At 42.9% G+C, this 22616-nt stretch carries 13 protein-coding genes; 9 read left to right on the top strand and 4 right to left on the bottom strand.

The window, feature by feature from the left end; translation table 11 throughout:
* Positions 1 to 41 precede the first annotated feature (41 nt).
* Together paaZ and H9Y05_RS02700 are read left to right on the top strand one after the other, a co-directional pair.
* Positions 42 to 2093 (top strand): phenylacetic acid degradation bifunctional protein PaaZ, encoded by a 2052-nt coding sequence (gene paaZ / locus H9Y05_RS02705; RefSeq protein ID WP_216713427.1) that lies wholly within the window; start codon positions 42 to 44, stop codon positions 2091 to 2093.
* 96 nt (positions 2094 to 2189) lie between these two features.
* The gene (locus tag H9Y05_RS02700) at positions 2190 to 4526 is read left to right on the top strand and encodes a CAP domain-containing protein (RefSeq protein ID WP_216713426.1); all 2337 of its coding nucleotides are present in this window, start codon (positions 2190 to 2192) and stop codon (positions 4524 to 4526) included.
* 25 nt (positions 4527 to 4551) lie between these two features.
* Here H9Y05_RS02700 and H9Y05_RS02695 read toward each other — a convergent pair whose 3' ends face one another.
* Together H9Y05_RS02695 and H9Y05_RS02690 are read right to left on the bottom strand one after the other, a co-directional pair.
* A complete protein-coding gene (locus H9Y05_RS02695; RefSeq protein ID WP_216713425.1) occupies positions 4552 to 4863 on the bottom strand; it encodes a GNAT family N-acetyltransferase in 312 nt (103 codons plus the stop codon).
* A gap of 103 nt (positions 4864 to 4966) precedes the next feature.
* Entirely contained in the window at positions 4967 to 7027 is a 2061-nt protein-coding gene (locus H9Y05_RS02690; RefSeq protein ID WP_235992092.1) for a prolyl oligopeptidase family serine peptidase, read from the bottom strand.
* 160 nt (positions 7028 to 7187) lie between these two features.
* On the opposite strand from H9Y05_RS02690, the gene H9Y05_RS02685 reads away from it, so the two are divergent.
* The 5 genes from H9Y05_RS02685 (at position 7188) to H9Y05_RS02665 (ending at position 16581) form a co-directional block, all read left to right on the top strand.
* Positions 7188 to 7589: a heavy-metal-associated domain-containing protein gene (locus H9Y05_RS02685; RefSeq protein ID WP_216713423.1), complete on the top strand. Its 402-nt coding sequence runs from the start codon at positions 7188 to 7190 to the stop codon at positions 7587 to 7589.
* 136 nt (positions 7590 to 7725) lie between these two features.
* The gene (locus H9Y05_RS02680; RefSeq protein WP_163490561.1) at positions 7726 to 9930 is read left to right on the top strand and encodes a heavy metal translocating P-type ATPase; all 2205 of its coding nucleotides are present in this window, start codon (positions 7726 to 7728) and stop codon (positions 9928 to 9930) included.
* A gap of 82 nt (positions 9931 to 10012) precedes the next feature.
* A complete protein-coding gene (locus H9Y05_RS02675; RefSeq protein ID WP_216713422.1) occupies positions 10013 to 13693 on the top strand; it encodes a PKD domain-containing protein in 3681 nt (1226 codons plus the stop codon).
* Positions 13694 to 13782: 89 nt separating this feature from the next.
* Entirely contained in the window at positions 13783 to 15249 is a 1467-nt protein-coding gene (locus H9Y05_RS02670) for an SGNH/GDSL hydrolase family protein (protein WP_163490559.1), read from the top strand.
* Between the two features lie 3 nt (positions 15250 to 15252).
* On the top strand, positions 15253 to 16581 hold the full coding sequence (locus H9Y05_RS02665; RefSeq protein ID WP_216713421.1) for a GDSL-type esterase/lipase family protein: 1329 nt from the start codon (positions 15253 to 15255) through the stop codon (positions 16579 to 16581).
* Positions 16582 to 16662: 81 nt separating this feature from the next.
* Here the strand turns inward: H9Y05_RS02665 and H9Y05_RS02660 are convergent, their stop codons facing one another.
* Positions 16663 to 17421 carry an outer membrane beta-barrel protein gene (locus H9Y05_RS02660; RefSeq protein ID WP_163490557.1) on the bottom strand — a complete coding sequence of 253 codons (759 nt, stop codon included), beginning with the start codon at positions 17419 to 17421 and terminating at the stop codon, positions 16663 to 16665.
* 55 nt (positions 17422 to 17476) lie between these two features.
* Here H9Y05_RS02660 and H9Y05_RS02655 point away from each other — a divergent pair, with 55 nt between their 5' ends.
* Entirely contained in the window at positions 17477 to 20377 is a 2901-nt protein-coding gene (locus H9Y05_RS02655; protein ID WP_216713420.1) for an AsmA-like C-terminal region-containing protein, read from the top strand.
* 142 nt (positions 20378 to 20519) lie between these two features.
* Here the strand turns inward: H9Y05_RS02655 and H9Y05_RS02650 are convergent, their stop codons facing one another.
* Positions 20520 to 21065 (bottom strand): class I SAM-dependent methyltransferase, encoded by a 546-nt coding sequence (locus H9Y05_RS02650; protein ID WP_216713419.1) that lies wholly within the window; start codon positions 21063 to 21065, stop codon positions 20520 to 20522.
* A gap of 441 nt (positions 21066 to 21506) precedes the next feature.
* Here H9Y05_RS02650 and pdxA point away from each other — a divergent pair, with 441 nt between their 5' ends.
* On the top strand, positions 21507 to 22613 hold the full coding sequence (gene pdxA / locus H9Y05_RS02645) for a 4-hydroxythreonine-4-phosphate dehydrogenase PdxA (protein ID WP_163490554.1): 1107 nt from the start codon (positions 21507 to 21509) through the stop codon (positions 22611 to 22613).
* Positions 22614 to 22616 lie beyond the last annotated feature (3 nt).

Raw genomic sequence — 22616 nt, 5'->3', positions numbered from 1 at the left:
AACCACTATCTTTAAACCCGTAGAATTAAAAAATCAAACAAATGCAACGATATAAAAGCTATGCGCTCGGTCAGTGGATTGACGGAGAAGGTGTGGAAACCAGTTTGTTTAATGCCATTACCGGAGAACAGATCGGAGAACTGTCAAGTAAAGGATTTGACTATGCCGCAATTTTAAATTACGGGCGTACGACCGGAGGCAAAGTGTTGAGAAAAATGACGTTTCAGGAGCGTGGGCGTATGCTGAAAGCGTTGGCCCTGTACCTGTTGGAACGCAAAGAAAAATATTACCAGGTAAGTGCCTGGACCGGAGCAACCCATGTGGATTCATGGATTGATATCGAAGGAGGAATCGGGAACTTGTTTGCCAATGCTTCATTGAGAAGACAATTCCCGGATTTACCGTATTACGTGGATGGAAGTGCAGCACCGCTGTCTAAAAATGGTTCGTTCATTGGGCATCACATTATGGTGCCGAAAGAAGGGGTTGCCATTCACGTAAATGCATTCAACTTCCCGGTATGGGGGATGCTGGAGAAAATTGCCGTGAACTTTATGGCGGGAGTTCCTGCGGTGGTAAAACCATCAAGTGTAACGGGATTTTTGACGCAGGTGGTGGTAGAAGACATTGTGGCATCCGGAATTTTACCGGAAGGCTCCCTGCAGCTGATTTTAGGCTCGGCAAGAGATTTGATTGAGCATGTAAACTCTTCCGATGTGGTTACCTTTACAGGAAGTGCCGATACCGGATTGAAACTGAAGTCCAACCCGGTGATTGCCCGGAATAATGTTCCGTTTAACCTGGAAGCAGATTCATTGAATGCGACAATTCTGGGAAAAAAAGCAGTTCCTGGAACAGTTGAATTTGACTTGTTTGTCAAGGAAGCAGTAAAAGAAATTACCGTCAAAGCAGGACAAAAATGTACAGCGGTGCGCCGTATTTTCGTTCCGGAAGAATTGATTGATGATGTTCAAAAAGCCATCGCAGCCCGCTTGTCGTCGGTGGTGATCGGAGACCCTGCAACAGAAGGTGTTCGTATGGGATCACTGGCATCAAAGGGACAGGTACAGGCAGTGCGCGAAAGTGTTGAATTGCTGACACGTTCACAGCAGATCGTATACGGAGATCTGGATCACTTTGAAGTAACAGGTGCCGACAGACAAAAAGGAGCGTTTTTCTCTCCGATTCTATTCAGAAATGATGATCCGTTTGTAAACACGGATGTACATAACATTGAGGCATTCGGACCGGTTTCTACCATCATGCCGTATAAAGAAATAGCGGACGCGGTGGAGCTGGCAAAAATGGGGAAAGGGTCATTGGTTTCTTCGATCGTGACGCCATGTGATAAAGAAGCAAAAGAATATGTCATCGGAGCAGCGAGTATGCACGGACGTATTTTGGTGCTGAATGAAAGTTGTGCGAAAGAAAGTACAGGACACGGTTCACCAATGCCGTTGTTGACACATGGGGGTCCCGGACGTGCCGGAGGTGGTGAAGAAATGGGTGGAAAACGCGGAGTATTGCATTACCTGCAACGAACAGCAATTCAGGGACATCCGACAACCATTACAGCAATTACGGAACAATTCCAGGTGGGTGCAGCCATGCCGGAAGCAAATCCACACGTATTCAGAAAACATTTTGAAGAATTGGTGGTCGGTGAAACGGTATTTACACACAAGCATACGGTTACGGAAACAGACATCGTAAACTTTGCGAATGTTTCGGGAGATAATTTCTATGCACACATGGACGAAACATCATTGGAAGGAACCATCTTTGAACGCCGTGTGGCGCATGGATACTTCATCCTGTCCAAAGCTGCGGGATTGTTTGTAGATCCGAAAAAAGGACCAGTCCTGCTGAATTACGGAATCGATGAAGCACGTTTTACAAAACCTGTGTACCCGGGAGCAACAATCGGTGTGCGTTTTACAGTGAAAGAAAAAGTGGACCAGGAAAAACGAAGCGAGGAGGATATCGCAAAAGGAATCGTTAAGTTTTTAGTGGACATCTACGATGAGACCGGAGAAACAGTAGGAATTGCTACGATTCTGACGATGGTGAAGAAACTGGATCAGTCGAAGTAAATTGAAATAAGGAAACAGAAAGCGGCTTATGCCGCTTTTTTCTTAATATACCAGTTGTTACTTTTCAGTTCGTTTTACATTCTTTCTAAACACACGATGCATTATTTGATTCTATATCTTTTTCTTGTTGTGAGTTCGCTTTCACTTGCCCAGTCAGAAGTGGACTGGAACAATTATGATGCAGATCAACTGAATGAATACATTACGATTGAAGTCAATAAACTTCGAAGAAAAGCAAGAGTAGATACACTTCACTATCAGCCGTTGTTACTAAATGCGGCTCAGGACCATGCTACATATATGCTCGAAAAAAATGTACTGACCCATCACCAGAAAAACAAGCAAAAGAAAACACCGAAAAACCGGGTTGATTTTTATGGAGAACAGTTTGCAACAGTCGGTGAAAATGTGCAGGTGCTAACGCTGAATAGCATTCCGAAACAATTCCGAAAGAAAGGAGAGCCACAAACTATTAATAGCTATGAATTAATGGCAAAAATACTGGTGTTGAACTGGAAAAATTCTCCTCCGCACTTTGCAAACATGATTCGTGCGGATTATTCAGGGACACTGACAGCAATTCGTGTCGGGAGTAATGGTGCTGTTTATGCCTGCCAATTGTTGGCCAACGAACCGTTCAACCACCCGAAAAAAGACGATGCTTTAAATTTCAGGTACAAACCGGACAATCGGAAGTTGATTCCCCGAAAGAATGATTCATTACAATTAAGGGGAACCGTTCATGTATTGGAAGACAAAAGCATTTACTTTTCATCGCATTCAAAAAAAAAATTTAAAAAGAATGTGCGAAATCCCTGGAGATCGGGAATTGCTGCAGATATCGTGTTAAAAAGCCAATACATTTGCGCAACAACCAATGCATTCAACGGAAAACGTGGAGTACGGGGAATTCCGATGAATCCGGTGTTCAGAAAATCATTCAGGAAAGGAGATAACATGTTCCGGAAAGAGAATGTATACATTTACCTGGGAAAGGTTCCTGACTGGATCGATGAAGCGTATGAAGTGAACCTGACAATTGTCAAGAAAAAAAGGACGTTTACGAATCATAAATTTGATGTCATTCCACTTGCATTCAAATTGGATCTGGATATTCAGCCCATTGTTGATGTTCCCTTTACCGAATTATATGAAATCATGCGGGATACGATTACTATTCGTGTACCATATGAAAAGTCGGATACTTCTTTTGACCCGGAATCATTCAACCGATTGCTGTTGCCATATACGGAAAAGATGAATAACCGCTCCCGGGTACTTATCAGGGGTTTTTCAAGTATTGAAGGTTCACGTGAAATCAATGAAAAACTGTATTTGAAACGTGCTGAAAACCTGGCAACTGTTCTTCGTGGACACCACATTGACAGTGCCGCTATACAGGTGAGTTCAGCAGAAAATATCGCAGGATTCCGGAAGGATATCAAGGGAACCCGGTTTGAGTTCCTGGACACACTGGATGATGAAGAATTAAAACAAGCTGTTACTGAGAAATGGAGCGATTCACTGGAACCGATTCTGAAACATCACCGGTATGCTGAATTAACCCTCCGGCTTCAGTGGAACGATACAATTGGAATGGACCCGGATCGGTTGAAACAGCTGTTTGACCAGTCGATTCAACAATCCGATTTTAAACAGGCGGGATTGGTGTTCAACAATGTGCTGCATGCTATACAAAAAGGGATGTTGGATCCCAGTCAACTGGCATTCTTTGAGCTTCCGCAGATAAAAGAATTTACTTATCAGCAGTTTCAAAAATTATTGCTGACTGTTCAAACAGATACATCGGCACAAGTGTGGTGGGACGAAAAATTCATGGGTGAGCTATACCAACTTGTACTCCTCGATGAACGGCAGCCTGAAGTCAAATCGTATTATTATTGGTTGTTGTATCATCAGGCGATGACAGCTTACGATCCGGGAACAATCCGGGATATTTTTGAGAATTTGACAGAACAAAAAAATATAAATGCCGTGCTCAAAGCCCGTATGTTACTGTCTTTGGCGTCCAGACACGATGAAATAATGCTGTGGTATGGAGGAGCAAAACAGGATGACTACCTGCATCAACACATCCTCCCCGTATACAAAAAAGCGGGGTTAACGCCGGATGAAATGATTTATACGGCACAATACTTCTATTATTTTGGGTATTATCCGGAGGTCAAATCATTGTTAAGGCGGGGGATTTCCGAACACTCATCCATAGAAGACATTGTAACATACCTGAAAATAATGAATGATAGCAATATGGGACTTTCTGAAAAGCAATATGTCAACCTGTTTGTGCAGGTTGCGGAATGGAAAAAGGAAGAGTTCTGCACATTGTTTAATTCCCCGAAACTCAATTTTCAGGTGATGGACATCGAGCAGATTAAAGAACTGTACTGTGAAAAATGCAGTACGCCTTAATGCCTTACATTCATTGTATTAACCATTAAGCCGGACGAACGTAATCGTCTGTCAGCAGATGATGCAAATCCGGTCTTCGAGAAAATACTTTCACTACAAACGGACAGGTCGGATAAATTTTGATTCCTTTTTCGGTTGCAAATTCAATCAGTTTGTCAAATAAGGGCATTCCCAAACGATGATCCCGGTATTCGTCATGTACCAGTGTACCGTTCGCATTAATGTTGCCGTTTTCCAACCATTTGTATTTGATGTAACCGGCCTCCTTACCGTCCACTTCTACAATAAAACGTCCTTCTTTACCGTCATCCATGTGTTTAAATGTACTTGTGCTCATCGTGTTTTTGTTTGAGTTATAAATGGTTGAATGATCAGTTATCAATTATCAAAGGTTGATTATTAAAACGTCACTTGATAATTAAATCATTGATAACTACTAATTACTTCAACTTCCTGATTCCTATTTCGTACAGCGCAAAACTGATCAAATCGGCATTCTCACCGATTACCTGCTCTGTTGAACGACCTGCTCCGTGTCCTGCATTGACTTCAATTCTTACTAAAATCGGGTTATTGCATCCTTGCTTATCCTGTAATTCTGCTCCGAATTTGAATGAGTGTGCCGGAACTACACGATCGTCGTGATCACTGGTGATGATCATCGTGGACGGGTAACACGTTCCTTTTTTTACATTGTGCACCGGAGAATAAGACTTCAGGTATTCGAACATTTCCCTGCTGTCTTCTGCTGTTCCGTAATCGTATGCCCATCCTGCACCGGCTGTAAATTTGTTGTAACGCAGCATATCCAGCACACCTACACCCGGGAATGCAACTTTCGCAAGATCGGGGCGCATGGTCATTGTCGCTCCGACAAGCAATCCACCGTTTGAACGGCCGGAAATTGCCATGTATTCTTTGGAAGTATATCCTTTTTTCTGTAAGTATTCCCCTGCTGCGATGAAGTCTTCAAATACGTTTTTCTTTTCCATTTTTGTTCCTGCATCGTGCCATTTTTTCCCGTATTCACCCCCTCCGCGGATGTTGGGAACCGCATAAATACCGCCATTTTCCATCCAGATCGCATTGACAACGGAGAATGATGGTTGCAAACTGATGTTAAATCCTCCGTATGAATAGAGAATCGTCGGGTTTTTACCGTCCAGCTTGATGCCTTTCTTGTAGCTGATCATCATCGGGATCTTTGTTCCGTCTTTTGATGTGTAAAATACTTGTTCCGAAACATAATCTGCCGGATTGAATTTCACATTCGGTTGCTGATACACCTCCGATTTTCCGGTTTCCACATTGAATTTGTAAATCGTCCCCGGAGTAATGTAATTGGTAAAAGAGTAATACAAATCTTTTTGTTTGAGTTTACCCCCGAACCCACCTGCAGTTCCGTTGCCCGGTAGCTCAATCGTACGGATCAGTGCACCGTTGTAATCCAGTTGCCGTACATATGACAAGGCATCTTTCATGTATTTGGCAAAAATATACCCGCCACCGGTGGAAACCGTCAGTACGTTTTCTGTCTCGGAAATCACATCGATCCATTTTTCGGGCTGATTGATATCAAACTTCTGGAGTTTGTTGTTCGGTGCGTTTTTATCAGTCAGTACATAGATGAAATCTCCTTTTGTATCAATAACTCCCGAACTGCAATCGTACCCTTTCTGAATGGTAATGAAATCCGTTTTGTTTTTCAAATCTTTGATGTACAATTCATTTCCATAGGTAGTATTGGACGCGGAAACAATAAGAAAACGCTCATCATCGGAGAGATATGCTCCTAAATAACGTCTTTTGAAATCATCTCCACCGATAATCAGCTGGTCTTCCTTTTGTTTTGTTCCCAATTTGTGGAAATACACTTTATGGGTGTCTGTTTTTGCAGAAAGCTCACTCCCCTGAGGTTTGTCGTAGCTCGAATAATAGAATCCTTCATCACCCTGCCAAGCGATTCCTGAAAATTTGATATCAACAAGTGTGTCACCGATTTGCTGCTTTGTCACCGCGTCGATGATGATAATTTTATTCCAGTCACTGCCCCCTTCGGAAATGGCATATGCCGCAAGTGTCCCTTTTTTATTGAAAGACAGGTTGCTCAACGAAGTTGTTCCCTGTGCAGAGAATTTATTCGGATCCAGGAACACCTCTTCCTTGCCGGTTTTATCTTTCCGGTACAAAACAGATTGTGCCTGCAAACCGTTGTTTTTGTAATAATAGACATAATCTCCTTCCTCAAACGGAGCACTGATCTTTTCATAATTCCATTTGTCGCGCAATTGATTGCGGATTTCTTCACGGAATGGTATTTTACCCAGGTAATCGTTCGTAAATGTTACTTCCCGCTCTACCCAGTCTTTGGTATCTTCCGACCGGTCATCTTCCAGCCAACGATAAGGATCCGAAACAGTAACACCAAAATAGTCATCCGAATGCTCTACCTTTTTGGTGGTCGGATACGTATGTTGAGAATAACAGGTAATTGAAGTCATCGCGAGTGATAGTGTAAAAAGTTTTGCCGCCATTTTGTTTTAGATTTTCTCAAAAATACAAATTATTTTTCAGCTTCAAATCATGTAACGATTCTACAAAATCATGTAATAGATTTTCCCTCCCTCCGCTGTAATTTTGTAATTCAAAATAGTAGTTAATATGACAACGATAAAAATTCCTTTAACCATCGACATCACTGCGGAGCAGTTGAAGCAAATCCGGCAAATCGAAGGTGTAACAGAAGTAAGTGTAACAGGCGATGGCCAGTTGGTGGTGATTGCAGAGAAGGATGAAAATGATGTTATTTCGCAAGTTTTAAATCAAATCAACGGTTTTGATGCGAAACTATCTGTAATAGAATCAGATTTTCCTGTAGAAAAGCTGACGTGCGGAGGTTGCGCGGCAAGTGCGGAACGATTGTTAAACAACCAACCCGGGGTGGTGACAGCTTCCGTAAAGTTCCCGACAAAATCAGCAAAGATTTATTATTTGCAGAATAAAACAACGCCGTTAAAATTGAAAGTCGCATTGGAACAGTTGGGGTATGAGTTGAAAATATGAGTTGAAGTATATACAACAATAGTACATCTTCTACATTCCATTGTTTTATAGCTACGGATTTATAGCGCATGGCCAGAAAATGTAAAAGATACGAATCGTTTATCCCGTTGATGCAAAAAGAACAGAATAAAAAAACATGGAAAAGAAAACAGTAACAGTAACCAACATGACCTGTGCTGCGTGTGCAGGAAGTGTTGAGCGGTTTCTGAATAACCAGGAAGGAGTTAGCAGTGCTTCAGTCAATTTTGCCAACGAAAAGGCAGTGATTGAATACAGCGAAGTGACCAGTTTTGATGCACTTAAATCAGCGGTGCAGTCGATTGGTTATGACCTCGTAGCTACAGATTCGGAAGCAGGAAAACAACAGGTTATTCAGGGAAAAGAAAACGAATACCGGAAATTGAAAAGACGGGTGATTGGAGCAATCATTCTGGCTGTTCCATTGTTTGTCATTGGTATGTTCTTCATGGAGATGCCCTATGCAAATTACATCATGTGGGCATTGTCGACTCCGATGCTGTTTTATTTCGGACAGCAGTTTTTTGTGGGAGCCTGGAAGCAATTGAAGCATCGTTCGGCAAACATGGATACACTCGTAGCGATGAGTACCGGAATTGCCTACCTGTTTAGTGTTTTTAATACCTTAAATCCTCATTTTTGGCATTCCAGGGGAATTCATCCGCATGTGTATTTTGAAGCAGCCGGAATTGTCATTGCCTTTATTCTGCTGGGAAAACTGTTAGAGGAACGGGCAAAAGGGAATACGAGTGCCGCCATTAAAAAATTGATGGGATTGCAACCTAAGACCGTTACTGTCATCCTGGAAAATGGTGAACAAGCGGAACAAGCAGTCAGTACATTGACAAAAAATACAATCGTATTGGTTAAACCGGGCGAACGGATTGCAGTGGACGGAGAAGTTATCGCCGGAAGTTCGTACGTAGATGAAAGTACGATCAACGGAGAGCCGATCCCTGTTGCAAAACAAGCGGGCGACACGGTTTTTGCCGGAACGATGAATCAGAAAGGTGCTTTCCGGTTTCGCGCGGAAAAAGTAGGAGGAGAAACATTACTGGCACAGATTATTAAAATGGTGGAGGAAGCGCAGGGAAGTAAAGCTCCTGTACAAAAACTGGTGGATAAAATTGCAGCTGTATTTGTTCCTGTTGTGATCGGAATCGCTGTGCTGAGTTTTATTACCTGGATGATTTTAGGTGGAGAATACGGGTTTGAACGTGGTTTGATTGCTGCAGTTACCGTTTTGGTGATCGCCTGTCCGTGCGCGCTTGGTTTGGCAACTCCCACAGCGATTATGGTGGGCGTGGGAAAAGCAGCAGAAAGAGGGATTTTAATCAAAGATGCGGAAAGCCTTGAACTGGCACAAAAAATGAATTCGGTTATTTTAGATAAAACCGGAACCATCACGGAGGGAAAACCTGTTGTAACGGATTTGGAATGGTTCGGTAATTTTTCGCAGGAACAACAGGATATTTTATTCAGTATTGAGCAATCTTCCGAACACCCGTTGGCAGATGCAATTGTTGCCCGTCTGAAAGAAACAAGTAAGTTTCTGGAAGGGGTTGAAGTGGAAAATAATTCCGGACAGGGAATTACAGGACGGGTAAACGGGAAAGAATACTTCCTGGGAAATGAACGTCTGATGCAACAAAAAGACATTGTTTTTTCTGAAGAACAGAAGGCGTGGATCAGTCAGCGATTGGAAAAAGCACAAACCGTTGTTTTGTTTGCTGAGGATGCCCGGTTATTGGGAGCGCTTGCTATTGCCGATCAGGTAAAAGAGACGTCCGCAGCTGCCATTCATGAACTGCACCGGAAAGGAATCAAAGTCGTCATGCTGACCGGAGACAATCCCCAGACAGCGAAAGCAGTTGCAGAAGAACTGGGAATTGATGTGTACCATGCGAATGTACTTCCCGCTGAAAAAGCAAACTATGTGCGGGAATTGCAGGAAAAAGGCGAAGTTGTTGCAATGGTGGGAGACGGAATCAACGACAGTAATGCCCTGGCACAAGCAGATGTCAGCATCGCGATGGGAAAAGGGAGCGATATCGCAATGGATGTGGCGAAGATGACGATTATTTCATCCGATTTGCTGAAAATTTCCGAGGCGATTCGGCTTTCGAAGCAAACAAGTACTGCGATCAGACAAAATTTATTCTGGGCGTTTATTTACAACCTGATCGGAATTCCGGTTGCTGCAGGAATTTTATACCCGTTCAACGGTTTTTTACTGGATCCTATGTGGGCGGGAGCGGCAATGGCATTCAGCTCAGTGAGTGTGGTAATGAATAGTTTAATGTTAAAAATTAAGCAGGTTTAATCAAAAAATTAAAAAAAATTAAAATTTCGGAGCCACTGTTTGGAATAAATTTACGTCTCTATGATGTAAAAGTTTATTTTAAATGATCAGATTAACAACAGCGATATTAATTTCATTAATTGCATCAATCGCATATTCCCAGCAGACAACTATTTCTTTTGGACCGGGTAGTAACAACCAAACATTTAGTACATGTAATGGATTTATCATAGACTCAGGAGGGCAAGGAGGATCCGGTTATTCCAATAATGAAGACGTTGTCATAACGGTTTGCCCTGATAACCCGGGTGATATTGTAAGTGTTGTATTCAACTTGTTTAATCTCAGTACCGTTGACGACAATCCTGCGCCAAATGTTACGAATCTTGATTACATGGATGTATACGATGGAACCTCCACTACATCCACACACATGGGGACTTATTCCGGAACCCAGCTTTCAGGTGTGATCATCCAGCCGACAGAATTGAATACAACAGGCTGTCTTACCTTTCGTTTTCGCTCTAATAGTGCAGGAACAGGGAATTTCGCTGCTGCGGTAACCTGCAAAACACCTTGTTCGAATCCAATGGCGGTAGGAGCCATCATAGGCGGGATTACCCCGGATTCCATCAGAGTTTGTATCGGTGATGTAGTCTCATTTACAGATAACGGGTCATACGGACAACCTGGATTTGCCATTGAAAGCTATGCATGGGATTTCATGGACGGAACAACAGCGGTAGGTCCTCAGGCCTCCCATAGCTTTGATAATCCGGGTATGTACATCGTACAATTGACAGTAAAAGATAACAATACAGACACTGCCTGTTACAATACCAACTTAACGGAGTTGAGAGTACTGGTTGCAACAGAACCGGATTTTTCACCACTTCCGACAGAAATTGATGTGTGTATCGGCGAATCCTATTCCATTACAGCCTATCCGGATGACTATGAAGTGGAATGGCAGGGATTTCCGGGCTCGACAACCGTTGATGACGGATGTATCACAGATGACTTGCTCGGAGTACAGCAATCTATTCCTTTATTGCAGACTGGTTTTGAGTCCGGAACACAGATCACAAGTGCTTCAGATATTATAAGTATATGCATGGAAATGGAACATTCATTCATCGGAGACCTTCTGATCACGCTGACCTGTCCGACCGGGCAGAATGTCATTTTGCACCAGCAGGGTGGTGGTGGCGTAAATCTGGGAGTAGCAGTGCAGGCGGATAACGTCGATTGCAGTATTCCGGAAACGATGGGAACACCCTTTTCCTATTGCTTTACCCCGGTTGCTAACCAGACCTGGGTACAGGCTGTTAATGCAGGCGCGGCTGTCGGAAATATTCTTCCCGCAGGAGATTATGCTCCTATCGGTTCACTAAGCAATTTAGTCGGTTGTCCGACCAATGGTACCTGGTCGCTGAATGTGACAGATTTGTGGGCAGCGGATGATGGAACGGTGTTTTCGTTCTCATTGAACTTAAATCCCGACTTCTACCCGGATGATATTTCATTTAAACCTGAAATCGGACACACTGCTGATTCTTCTTTCTGGAGTACAAGTACTTCGATTCCTTATGCGCTTTCGAACCAGAACAGTACAATAACAGTAACTCCGGATACTCCCGGACAATACGTGATTACCTTTCATGCCATTGATGACTTTGGTTGCGAAAACACCCACGATGTATTGGTGAATGTCAATGAACTGGCAGTTGTCAATGCAGGTAATGACACGTTGGTTTGTGAAGGAAACAGCTTCCAGCTGGATCCGTCTGTTGTCTGGCCGCCAACTCCTTGTAATTATACATTGGTACTGATCGATTCGTGGGGAGACGGATGGGAGGGTAACACCATGACCCTCAACGTGAATGGCAACATGTCTAATTATACCGTTCCGCCAGGAGGATCTGAAAATTCCATTCCTTTTGCAGTAAATAACGGACAAACATATACAACTACATTCAACGCAACTGGTTTTTCTATAAGTGAATGTTCTTACCGTATTCTGGATGAAGATGGAACTGTTGTTTACCAGTCTTCCGGGAATTTATCCGGACATAATATGACATTTACGTCAAACTGCGTCCCTGCGTATGAATATACGTGGACGCCGGGAACCAACCTTTCGGACGGAAGTATTTTAAATCCGGTCTGGTCACCACAAGGAGATGAAACAATTACGCTGATCATTAATCCGGTCGGACATCCGCTTTGTGCAAGTTCAGACAGCATTGCCATTACCGTAATTCCTCCACCGTATGCAGGTGAGGACAGTTCTCTGGTGGTCTGTTCTCAAGACGCCCCGGTAGACCTGTTTACATTGTTATCCAACAACCCTCAGACAGGTGGTGTCTGGAAAAATCCGCAGGGACAGGTGATTACTATGCCTTTCGATCCGGCTGTGATGCCTTCCGGAAATTATACTTACACGATCGGGGCGGCTGATTGCCAGGATCAGTCAGTTGTTGTGGTAGATGTAACCGATACTGAAATTACGAATCATGTCATTATTGATTCCGATTGTAACAGCAAGCCAAACGGTTCCATTACCGTTACAGGAACAGCAATTGATTATTACACCCTGAACGGAGGCCCCCAGGTCAATGCTATGTCTCCATTCACAATTGACAGTTTATTTGCAGGAGATTACGTGTTGGATGTGTATTCAGTAGGAGGATGTACTGACCAGTTAACGTTCACCGTTGAAGAACCTGATCCATTGGTGATTCCATTTATTTCTCCTGATACGCTGATCTGTCGGGAAGGCGCAGCAACATTAACAGCAACAGGTGAAGGAGGAAGCAGTGCCTATTCGTATTCATGGACGTTAAACGGGGTGACCGTTGGAAATACTCAGACGATCACGGTATCTCCGGGAGCAGGATCTCACAATTACTGCGTCACATTATCTGAGGCATGTGGTTCACCAACCGCAACGGCATGTACGAATGTATTTATTGAGGAAGAGATCATACCTGCGTTACTGCCTGATTTCCCTGAAGGGTGTGAAGCACACAGTGTCATTTTTGATAATTTGTCGAATGGAAATATTGATTCGGTCTTCATTTCTTTTGGAGACGGGACAAAAGACACTGTTATTCTTGGAAACGGGTCGTTCGGTCATACCTACCAGTCACATGGATTGTATACCGTTGAAATGGAAGTGATTTCATCTCTGGGATGTTATTACAGCAATACTTTTACTGATTTTATCACGGTATATCCTGTGCCGGATGCAAACTTTAACGCTTCTCCGACACCTGTAAGCATGTTTGATCCGACGGTGCATCTGACAGATATTTCAACAGGGAACATCGACCAGTACCAGTGGGTAATGCCAGGTGCCAATCCGTCTTATTCTTCACTTCAATCACCGAAGATTACGTATCCTCAGGGAGAAACGGGGGTCTATCCGATCACCTTGTATGTAATGACGGAATACGGCTGTACCGATTCAATTACGAAAAATGTGGAAGTGGTCAATGATGTCATGCTGTTTGCTCCCAATACATTCACTCCGGATGGAGATGAATTTAACCAGACATGGAAAGTTTACATTCAGGGAATAGATGATTATTCCTTCCATTTACAAATCTATAACAGGTGGGGAGAGCTGATATTTGAGTCGTACGACCGGGATTTCGGATGGGACGGTACGTTCAATGGGAAAATTGTTCAGTCAGGTTCCTATACATGGACGATCTCTGCCCGCGATTTGTTCAATGACAAGAAATATACGTTCAACGGACATGTGAGTATACTGAGATAAGGTAAAAAGCTTAAAAAGTGTAAAAAACCGTCGGTATAGTTAGGCGAATATCGATTCCCTTCGCTAAATTTGTGCTTTTCTTTTGAGAAGTGAAAAACATTAAATTATACCAGGTATTTCTTGCGTTATTGGGCTTGATTGCCATTTTACTTACCATTAGCCTCTTCATTCCCGAAGAAGGAATCAGGGTGTTTGGAATGAATTTAAAATTCCCGACCATCGGACGGTTGATGCATCCCAAAAAGCAAGAAACGGCAGAAATTGACAACATTATTGTGGATGTCGATACAACATTTGCAGATCCGTTGTTACAACATCAGAATGGAAGCAACGGGGACATGGGAGCGCCGAATGCCGGAGAGTTGAGTGTTAAGAACTCAACGATTATTCACCTGAATGATGCCGGATTGGTCAATCTTCACAATTTTTTTGAGAAATTGAGCTCCGCCGCTACAGCCAAAAAGAAAGTACACATTCTCCACTATGGAGATTCCCAGATTGAAGGTGACCGGATGACCGGATTTATCCGGGAACGCCTTCAAAACCAGTTCGGAGGAAACGGACCGGGATTGGTTCCGGCAAACAATGTGTACAATACCTTCGCATTCGTACAAACCTATTCACCCAATTTTAAGCGCTATACCTGCTTCGGAGGAGATAAACTCAACTCCCGCAAGTACGGTGTGATGGGTTCCGCAGCGCGTTTTACCAGGGAATACAAAGACAGCGCGGAAATAGCCAATGAAACAAGCATTAAAACCGGCTGGATTGAATTGGCGGCATCGGGAAGCGCATTCGGACGCTCCAGAAGTTTCAGTACAGTGAAAATGTATTACAACAGTTGTATCAAGCCGTGTGCGATTAACGTATATGAAAACGGTGCGCTGATTCACCAGGATAGTTTGAAAGCGGACGGGAAATCCCATATTTTTAAACTGACATTCCCGGGAACTCCGGGGAAATTGAAATTTGAATTCTCAACAGCCATTAGTCCGACCATCAGTAATTTTACCCTGGAAGGAGATTACGGAGTGCAGATGTCCAACATCGGGATGAGAGGCTCCAGTGGTACGATTTTTGGTTCGATGGACAGAGGGGTTGTTGCAGAAGCAATGAACGATTTGGGAGTAGAATTAATCATCATGCAATACGGTGGAAACTCGGTTCCGTTTTTTAAAGACAGCGCGTCTGTTCGCAACTACGCCAGTTATTTCAAAGGGCAGTTGAATTCCCTGAAATCAATGCGTCCTTCAGCAGCTATTGTGGTCATCGGACCGAGTGATATGTCGCGAATGGTAGACGGAATTTATGAAACATATCCGTTTTTGCCATACTGCGTTGAACAGATGAAAAAAGTGAGCATGGAAGCCGGAGCCGGATATTGGGATCTCTATGGTGCTATGGGAGGGAAAAATTCAATGCCGGCATGGGTGAACAAAGGACTGGCAGGAAATGATTACATCCATTTTAGTAACGGAGGAGCCCGGGTGGCGGCCCAGTTGTTTTATGATGCGCTAATTGCAGAGTACGTCAAATGGAGCGGAAAAGGGGAATAGTAAATGATTGTTATTTATCGACGACAGTTTAAGTATTGGCTCACCGGTATTCTGACCGGGATTTCAGTGTTGGCATATTCCCAGCAAAAAGATTCCCTTTCAGCCTACAATTTCCCGGATTTCGTTCGCATAGATACATCCACAAGGACAACCTACCCGTTCATTGATTTTTCTAAGAACAATTATAAATTTTACACCAAAACGAGCCCCAATTTCGAGTACCTGTACCACCAACTCGATTCCATGATCCGTTTCCAGGACCGCAAACTGAATTTCTACCACATCGGAGGGTCACACATCCAGGCAGATATTTATACCAATGATGTTCGGATGTTTTTGCAAACCAATTATCCTAAATTGACGGGAGAACGCGGAATGGTCTTCCCATTTAATCTTGCAGGAACCAACAACCCGGGAAATTACCGCTTTTCGTCTCCCTCAAATTTCAGAGGGTACCGGGTGGTCGCCAATAAAGACAATACCATTGATTTTGGTGTGCTGGGGGCAACGATCATCAGCAGCGATTCGATTGTCCTGTTTTCATTTCAACACAAGAATACGGTTTCTAAGCCGGGATTCTGCAAACTCCGGGTATTTCACAACAAAGGAGAATTGCCGTATGAGCTCAATTTCGGAAGTGATGAAATTCTCATCGAATCGGTGAAGCAAAACCCGGAAATAGGGTACACGGAAATTGAGTTTACGGATGAACTGGATTCACTGGACCTTCAGTTTTCACGAAAAACGAATCAATATACAGAGTTGGAAATCTATGGCTTCCAGTTCATGAACGACGACCCCGGAATCTCGTACAATTCGATTGGAATCAACGGAGCAGGGCTTTATTCCTACCTGGATTGTGCACGGTTTGAGGAACAGCTGAAAACCTATCCTCCTGACTTTTTTGCGTATTCCGTAGGAACGAATGATGCCAACGTTCCGTACGAAAAATTTGATCCCCAGGTGTACAAGCGCAACCTGGAAAAAATGATGAAGATGGCTTTGCGTGCCAATCCGAATTGTGCATTGCTGCTGACTGTTCCGAATGATGCCTACTACCGCAGACGCTACCTCAATCGCAACATTGCGCGTGAGCGGGAGGTTATCATCGAACTGGCGAAAGAATACAAAATGGCCGTTTGGGACATGTATGGTGTGATGGGGGAACTGGGGGCTTCCAAATTGTGGCAGCGAAGCGGGTTGATGCAACCGGATCTGGTGCATTTTACTGCTGCCGGTTATCACCTCAAAGGCTCTCTGTTCATCGACGGATTCCTGAAATACATGATGCAGATGGGAGAGCAACTCAAACCACTCAGTAAGAATGATTGATCCTAAGTAATTATGTCTGAATTATCAATTATCAAACCCCGTAAATCTCATTCACAACAATCATTGATAATTAAGCCATTCTTAAAGTCCGAAGGTCAAACCGAAATTGGCACCGATGGATGTCCCTTTGTGAATGTACGGATATGTTTTCAGATAACTGGACATCAATTGATGACGGTATTCAAACTGTACAAATACCCCGAACCGGTTCGTAATGCTGTAATGCAAACCGATGTTTCCGACCGCAGCAACAGTGAACGTATTCATCCCGTTGATCGTTTTGGTTTCAACGGTTGAATTGGTTCCTTCCCGGTTAACGAATGTATCTTCTCTTCTGAATTTCATCTGCATTTGCGGAATCACACCTGCTCCGATCTGTAACCGGAGTTTGTTGAAGTCGTATTTGTAATACAATTTTAACGGAACCCCCAACCAGGAATATCTGGAAGTATAATTGTGACTTGTATCTGTTGCGGAAAAACTGTACTGTTCACCATTTTGCATAAATGCTACTCCTGCTTCCCACATCAGACTCTTATTGATGTCACTCGTAAATCCCAATTGAAACGACCAGCGGGTGAGGCTTTTTTCATCTGCCCGAAGTCCGATACTGTCTGCGAACAGTTCATTTTTGTTCGGTTCCAGTGTTCTGTATGTGCCGGCAACAGTCGTTCCTGCAAACAATCGCAAACTATATTCTGTACTATCGTTCGGGTCTTTTTTGACCTTTTCTTTCTTCTCTTTTTTTGCCTTCGGCTGATCTCCACCGATCTGGATTTGTCCAAATCCAAAAGTTGTTAAAATGTTAATAAAAACAATCAGTATTACAATTCGTTTCATGAAATCTTGTATATTCACATATGATTTTCAAAAATATCGAAAAAAAACGTCACATATGAAATCTACAACTAAAAAAAAGAAGAGTTTGTTCAGAAGAATCTTAAAATGGTCGGGCATCACATTCTTACTCTTACTGATTGCAATCATTCTGATTCCAATCCTTTTCAAAGATAAACTAAAGCAATTGGTAATTGATGAAGTCAACAAAACCCTTACAGCCAAATTAGAACTGGATGATTTCGATCTGACGTTATTGAGTACATTCCCCAATCTCTCTGTTCAGCTGCACGGAACACGTTTGAAAGGTCTGGGAGATTTTGAAGGAGTGACACTGGCGGATGTCAAAACCGTACGCGCAGATGTTGGTTTGTGGGACGTAATCAAAGGAGAAACCATTTCCATTGATGCAGTACACCTGTATGAGCCGAAAATAGATGTACGTGTATTATACGATGGAAAAGCGAACTATGATATCGTAAAGCCGGATTCATTGAAAACAAAAGAAGAATTGGAAGAACCGTCCAATTTTGCCTTGAAATTGAAAAAGTACTCCATTGAGAATGCACAGATTCGCTACGATGATAAACCGGGAGGATTATATGCAAAAATTGTGAACCTGAACCATGAAGGAACAGGGGATTTGACAGCAGATGTGATCGATTTTGAAACGAAAACAACAACGGATGAGCTGACGTTTGAAATGGGTGGATTGACGTACCTTTCAAAAGTGAAAACCGATATTGTTGCCAACCTGTTGATGGAATTTTCCGAGAAAACATCCAAATTTACATTGAAAGAAAATACATTCCAGTTAAACGCACTGAAGTTTGGTGTGGACGGGTTTTATGAAATGCTGGAGAAAAATGATAACATTGACCTGAAATTAAACGCTGATAAAGCAACATTCAAAGAGTTTATCTCATTGATTCCGGCGTTTTACAAAACAGGTTACGAAAGCATGGTTGCTTCCGGTTCGCTTGCCCTCAATGCAAAAGTGAAAGGAATCCTGGATGAGAAAAACCTGCCGGGATGGGATGCGGGAATTAAAGTATCCAACGCATCGATTAAATACCCGGATTTACCCGGAACAATCCAGAACATTGCAGTGGTTGCCGGTTCTAAATTCGCCGGAGGAAGTAACCTGGACAATCTGACGGTAGATGTGGATAAATTCCATGCGGATTTTGTCGGAAACGTTTTGGATGCGACATTAAAATTGCGAAATGTAATGACAGATCCTGCGTTGAAATCAACCATTCTGGCAAAAGTAGATTTAGCTTCATTGGGGAAAGTTGTCCCATTGGCAGAAGGAGAGAAATACAATGGAAAACTAGATGCGGATATCAGCCTGGATGGGCGGATGAGCCACATTGAAAAGGAGCAATATGAACAATTCAAAGCATTGGGAACATTGAACCTAAAAGATTTCAACTATGTTTCACCGGAGTTGTCGCAAGAGGTAGATGTGAAAGAAATGGTGTTCCGATTTGCGCCGCAATACCTGGCATTGGAAAAGCTGGAAGCAAAAACAGGTAATTCTGACTTTGCAATGAATGGAACGATCGATAATTACATGGGATATATGTTCCGTGATGAACTGTTGAAGGGAAAATTCACACTCAACAGTAACTACATGGATCTGGATGAACTGATGAACATTGTTCCGGCTACGGAAACAACTGAAACAGCTCCGGCACAGCAACCTGCAGCAACGGGAGAAAGCAGCGGAGTTGAAATTCCGGGCAACATTGATTTTGCAGTAAACACAAAAATCAATAAAGTGAAATTCAACGGGATGAATGCCAGCGATGTCAATGGAGCTGTTACGCTGAAAGATAAAGTGGCAACCTTGAATAACCTGAACCTGAACGCGATGGGAGGTGCTATTGGGTTAACGGGACAGTACAACACACAAAATCCGGAGCGACCGAAAGCATCCTTTGGTTACAACCTGAAAGAACTGGATATTCAGCAATTGGTCAATAATTTTGTTACCGTAGAAAAACTGGCACCGATTGCCAAGCACTTGTCTGGTAAAATTTCGTCCAATTTTAACTTGTCAACAGACCTGACCTCCAATCTGGATCCGATTTTGTCTTCGGTGAACGGATTGGGAGATTTACTGAGTTCTTCGTTAAATGTTTCAGGAGTAAAAGCACTGGATAAAATTGCAGACGTCACAAAACTGAAAAACCTGAATAACCAGACGATCAAAAACCTGAAAGCAAAATTCAAAGTGGAAGATGGTAAAGTAGCCCTGAACCCGTTTGATATCGTATTGGGAGGAATCAAAACAAATGTATCCGGGACAACCAGCCTGGATCAATCCATCAATTACGATTTAAAAATGAACATTCCGAAGGATAAAATCCCGCAGGAAATGGTAAAATTGGTAGAGCAGGCGGCAGCAAAGGTAAATTCACTGGCTCCGAAGTTGAACCTGAATGTCATTCCGAACGAAATTCCGATCAATGTAAACGTACTGGGTACGGTGACGGATCCGAAAGTATCTACCAACTTCAAAGAAAAACTGATGGAAGCATCCGGAAATATGAAGGATGCCCTGGTAGATGCTGCTAAAGACAAAGCGAAAGAAGTTGTAGACAAGACAAAAGATTCAGTAAAAGCGGTTGTAAATAATGCAGTCGACAAAGGAAAAGAAGAGCTGGATAAAAAGAAAACCGAAATAATCAATGCGGCACAGAAACAAGCTGACAATGCAAAAGCGGAAGGGAAGAAAGCAGCAGATAGAATCCGTTCGGAAGCCGATAAAGCGTATACAGATGCTGTTGCTGCGGCAGGGTCGAATCCGTTAAAGAAGAAAGCAGCGGAGACGATTGCTCAGAAAGCAAAAGATGAAGCATACAAAAAGGCGACACAAACAGAAGACGAAGCCAATAAACGAGCCGATGGAATTATGAACAAGGCACGGGAGGAGGCTGACAAATTAAAATAAGCAATGAAAGCGGGGAGTAATCTCCGCTTTTTTTATTTGATTGCTCGCAAAGGCGCGAAGACGCAAAGTAAGTTGTTATTTATTTAGTGTATGAATTATACTCCGACTAAACGGATAGTTATTTAAACAGCAAACAGATGAATCAATTGATTCCGTATACCCACAGTGGGGGAATGTTTCGCAGTTCAAAGTATTTCTTTTCAATCGGCAACTCTTTGTAGACATTCTTCATGATACCTGGCATGTATGTAAAGAAACGGTAAATCGTTCCCCGTCTCGTCAGCTGACAAATCGCTTCGTCGGTTTTTTGCTTGATATCACCTTTCAGAAACGGTAGCCCCGAAATAATCACATCTACTTTATCAATCCCCAACTCTTCCAGTGTTTCAGAAAGTAGATGAGCACTCTTATTCACCAGAGTGATGCGGTCTCCGAATTTATTCTGCAGTAAGTTGATGTACGTCGGTTCTAATTCAAAAACAATGATCTTTGTATCAGCAGTGACCGTCTTGATGATTTCCCGGGTGAAAACACCATTTCCGGGACCAAGTTCTACAACAACAGAAACCCGGTTGAAATCGATTCCCTTCAACATGGCTTTTGAGGATGCTTTTGAACTGGGAATAACCGATGCATTTCGCAAGGGATTCCGGAAAAAATTTTTGAGAAAAAGGACTTTTTCACGCATAGGCTTTGTTCTTATCGTTGCAAAGGAAATCTGAAATAACCGACCGTAGATTACGAAGGTATAAAGTTTTAGTTATACTTTTCTTTCGAAAGTATCCGGAAGCCAGATGATGGTTAAACTCTTTCATCCGTGCATCTGTGGTGAAATAAAATAAGTCTTGTACCCATTGCGCCGTAACTACAAATGCACGAATTATTGTACTTCAACAGCAAATAAAGTAAGCTGCTATGTGTCACTCGGCATTTACAAACAGAACCGATGTGCCGATGTTCCGAAAGCAGTTGGTACTATGTGGTAAAAACAATCCTCCATTTCTAAAATTGACGTTTAGTAACGATATAAAAACTACACGTAAATGCCCCGATCGGGGAATTCTTCGGAGATATTTTCATATAACTCAAAAGCTTCCTTATTTTTGTAAATAAAATCGATCCGTTTTAAATGGAAAAAGAAAGAGAAAAAGAAAAAGAAACAGGGAGAGAATTTCCTGTACGTGTTGGAATATCAATCGGAGATATCAATGGAATCGGGCCGGAAGTAGTGATCAAAGCATTGAGTGATAATCGCTTGCTGCTGGATTGTACACCGGTCATCTACGCTTCCAATAAAGTGTTGGCTTACCACAAGAAATTAATCGAAAACCAGGATTTTTCCTATCAATCGTGTAAGTCTGCAGACGATGCGGTACATAAAAAAGTGAATGTCATCAACTTGTGGGACGAAGAAATAAAATTTGAATTGGGGCAACCGACTCAGTTAGGAGGGAAGTATGCGTTTAAATCACTGGAAGCAGCTACACAGGATCTGGCTTCCGGTAAGATAGATGTACTCGTAACAGCTCCGATCTCCAAAGAAGCAATGGCACTTTCCGGGTTTCAATTTCCGGGACATACAGAATATTTGGCCAACCTGGCAGGACAGGAAGATGCATTGATGCTGATGGTAGCGGATGATCTGAGAGTAGCGTTGGTCACAACACATGTTGCGATCAAAGAAGTAAGTTCCATGCTGACAAAAGAACGAATTGTTGCCAAAATTGCAGAACTGGACAAAAGTTTGCGGCGTGATTTTGGTATCCAGAAACCAAAGATTGCAGTGTTTGGGTTAAATCCGCATGCAGGAGAAAACGGCAAGATGGGCTCCGAGGAAAACGACATCATTGTTCCGGCCATCAGACAGGCAAATTCGAAAGGACACCTGGCGTTTGGACCGTATCCCGCGGATGGATTCTTCGGATCGAATGCCCGGAATCAGTTCGATGCCGTACTGGCCATGTACCACGACCAGGGATTGGCGGCCTTTAAAGCGCTCGCGTTTGAGGATGGTGTAAACTTTACGGCAGGATTACCCGTTGTCCGCACTTCTCCCGATCATGGAACGGCATTTGACATTGTCGGACAGAACAAAGCATCGGAATCTTCCATGAGAAGCGCGATATACCTGGCAATGGATATCTACCGGAACAACCTGGTACACAAAGAGATTTTTGCGAATCCGTTGCCATTTACCCCTGAGGAAAAGAAAAAGGGAAGGCACCGGGACGATTAACTA

This window comes from Taishania pollutisoli (assembly GCF_014518315.1).
In the GTDB taxonomy this organism is placed as follows: Bacteria; Bacteroidota; Bacteroidia; order Flavobacteriales_D; family Crocinitomicaceae; genus Taishania; species Taishania pollutisoli.
Note: the sequence above shows the minus strand (reverse complement) of the source record. Positions and strands in the feature narration are given on the sequence as shown.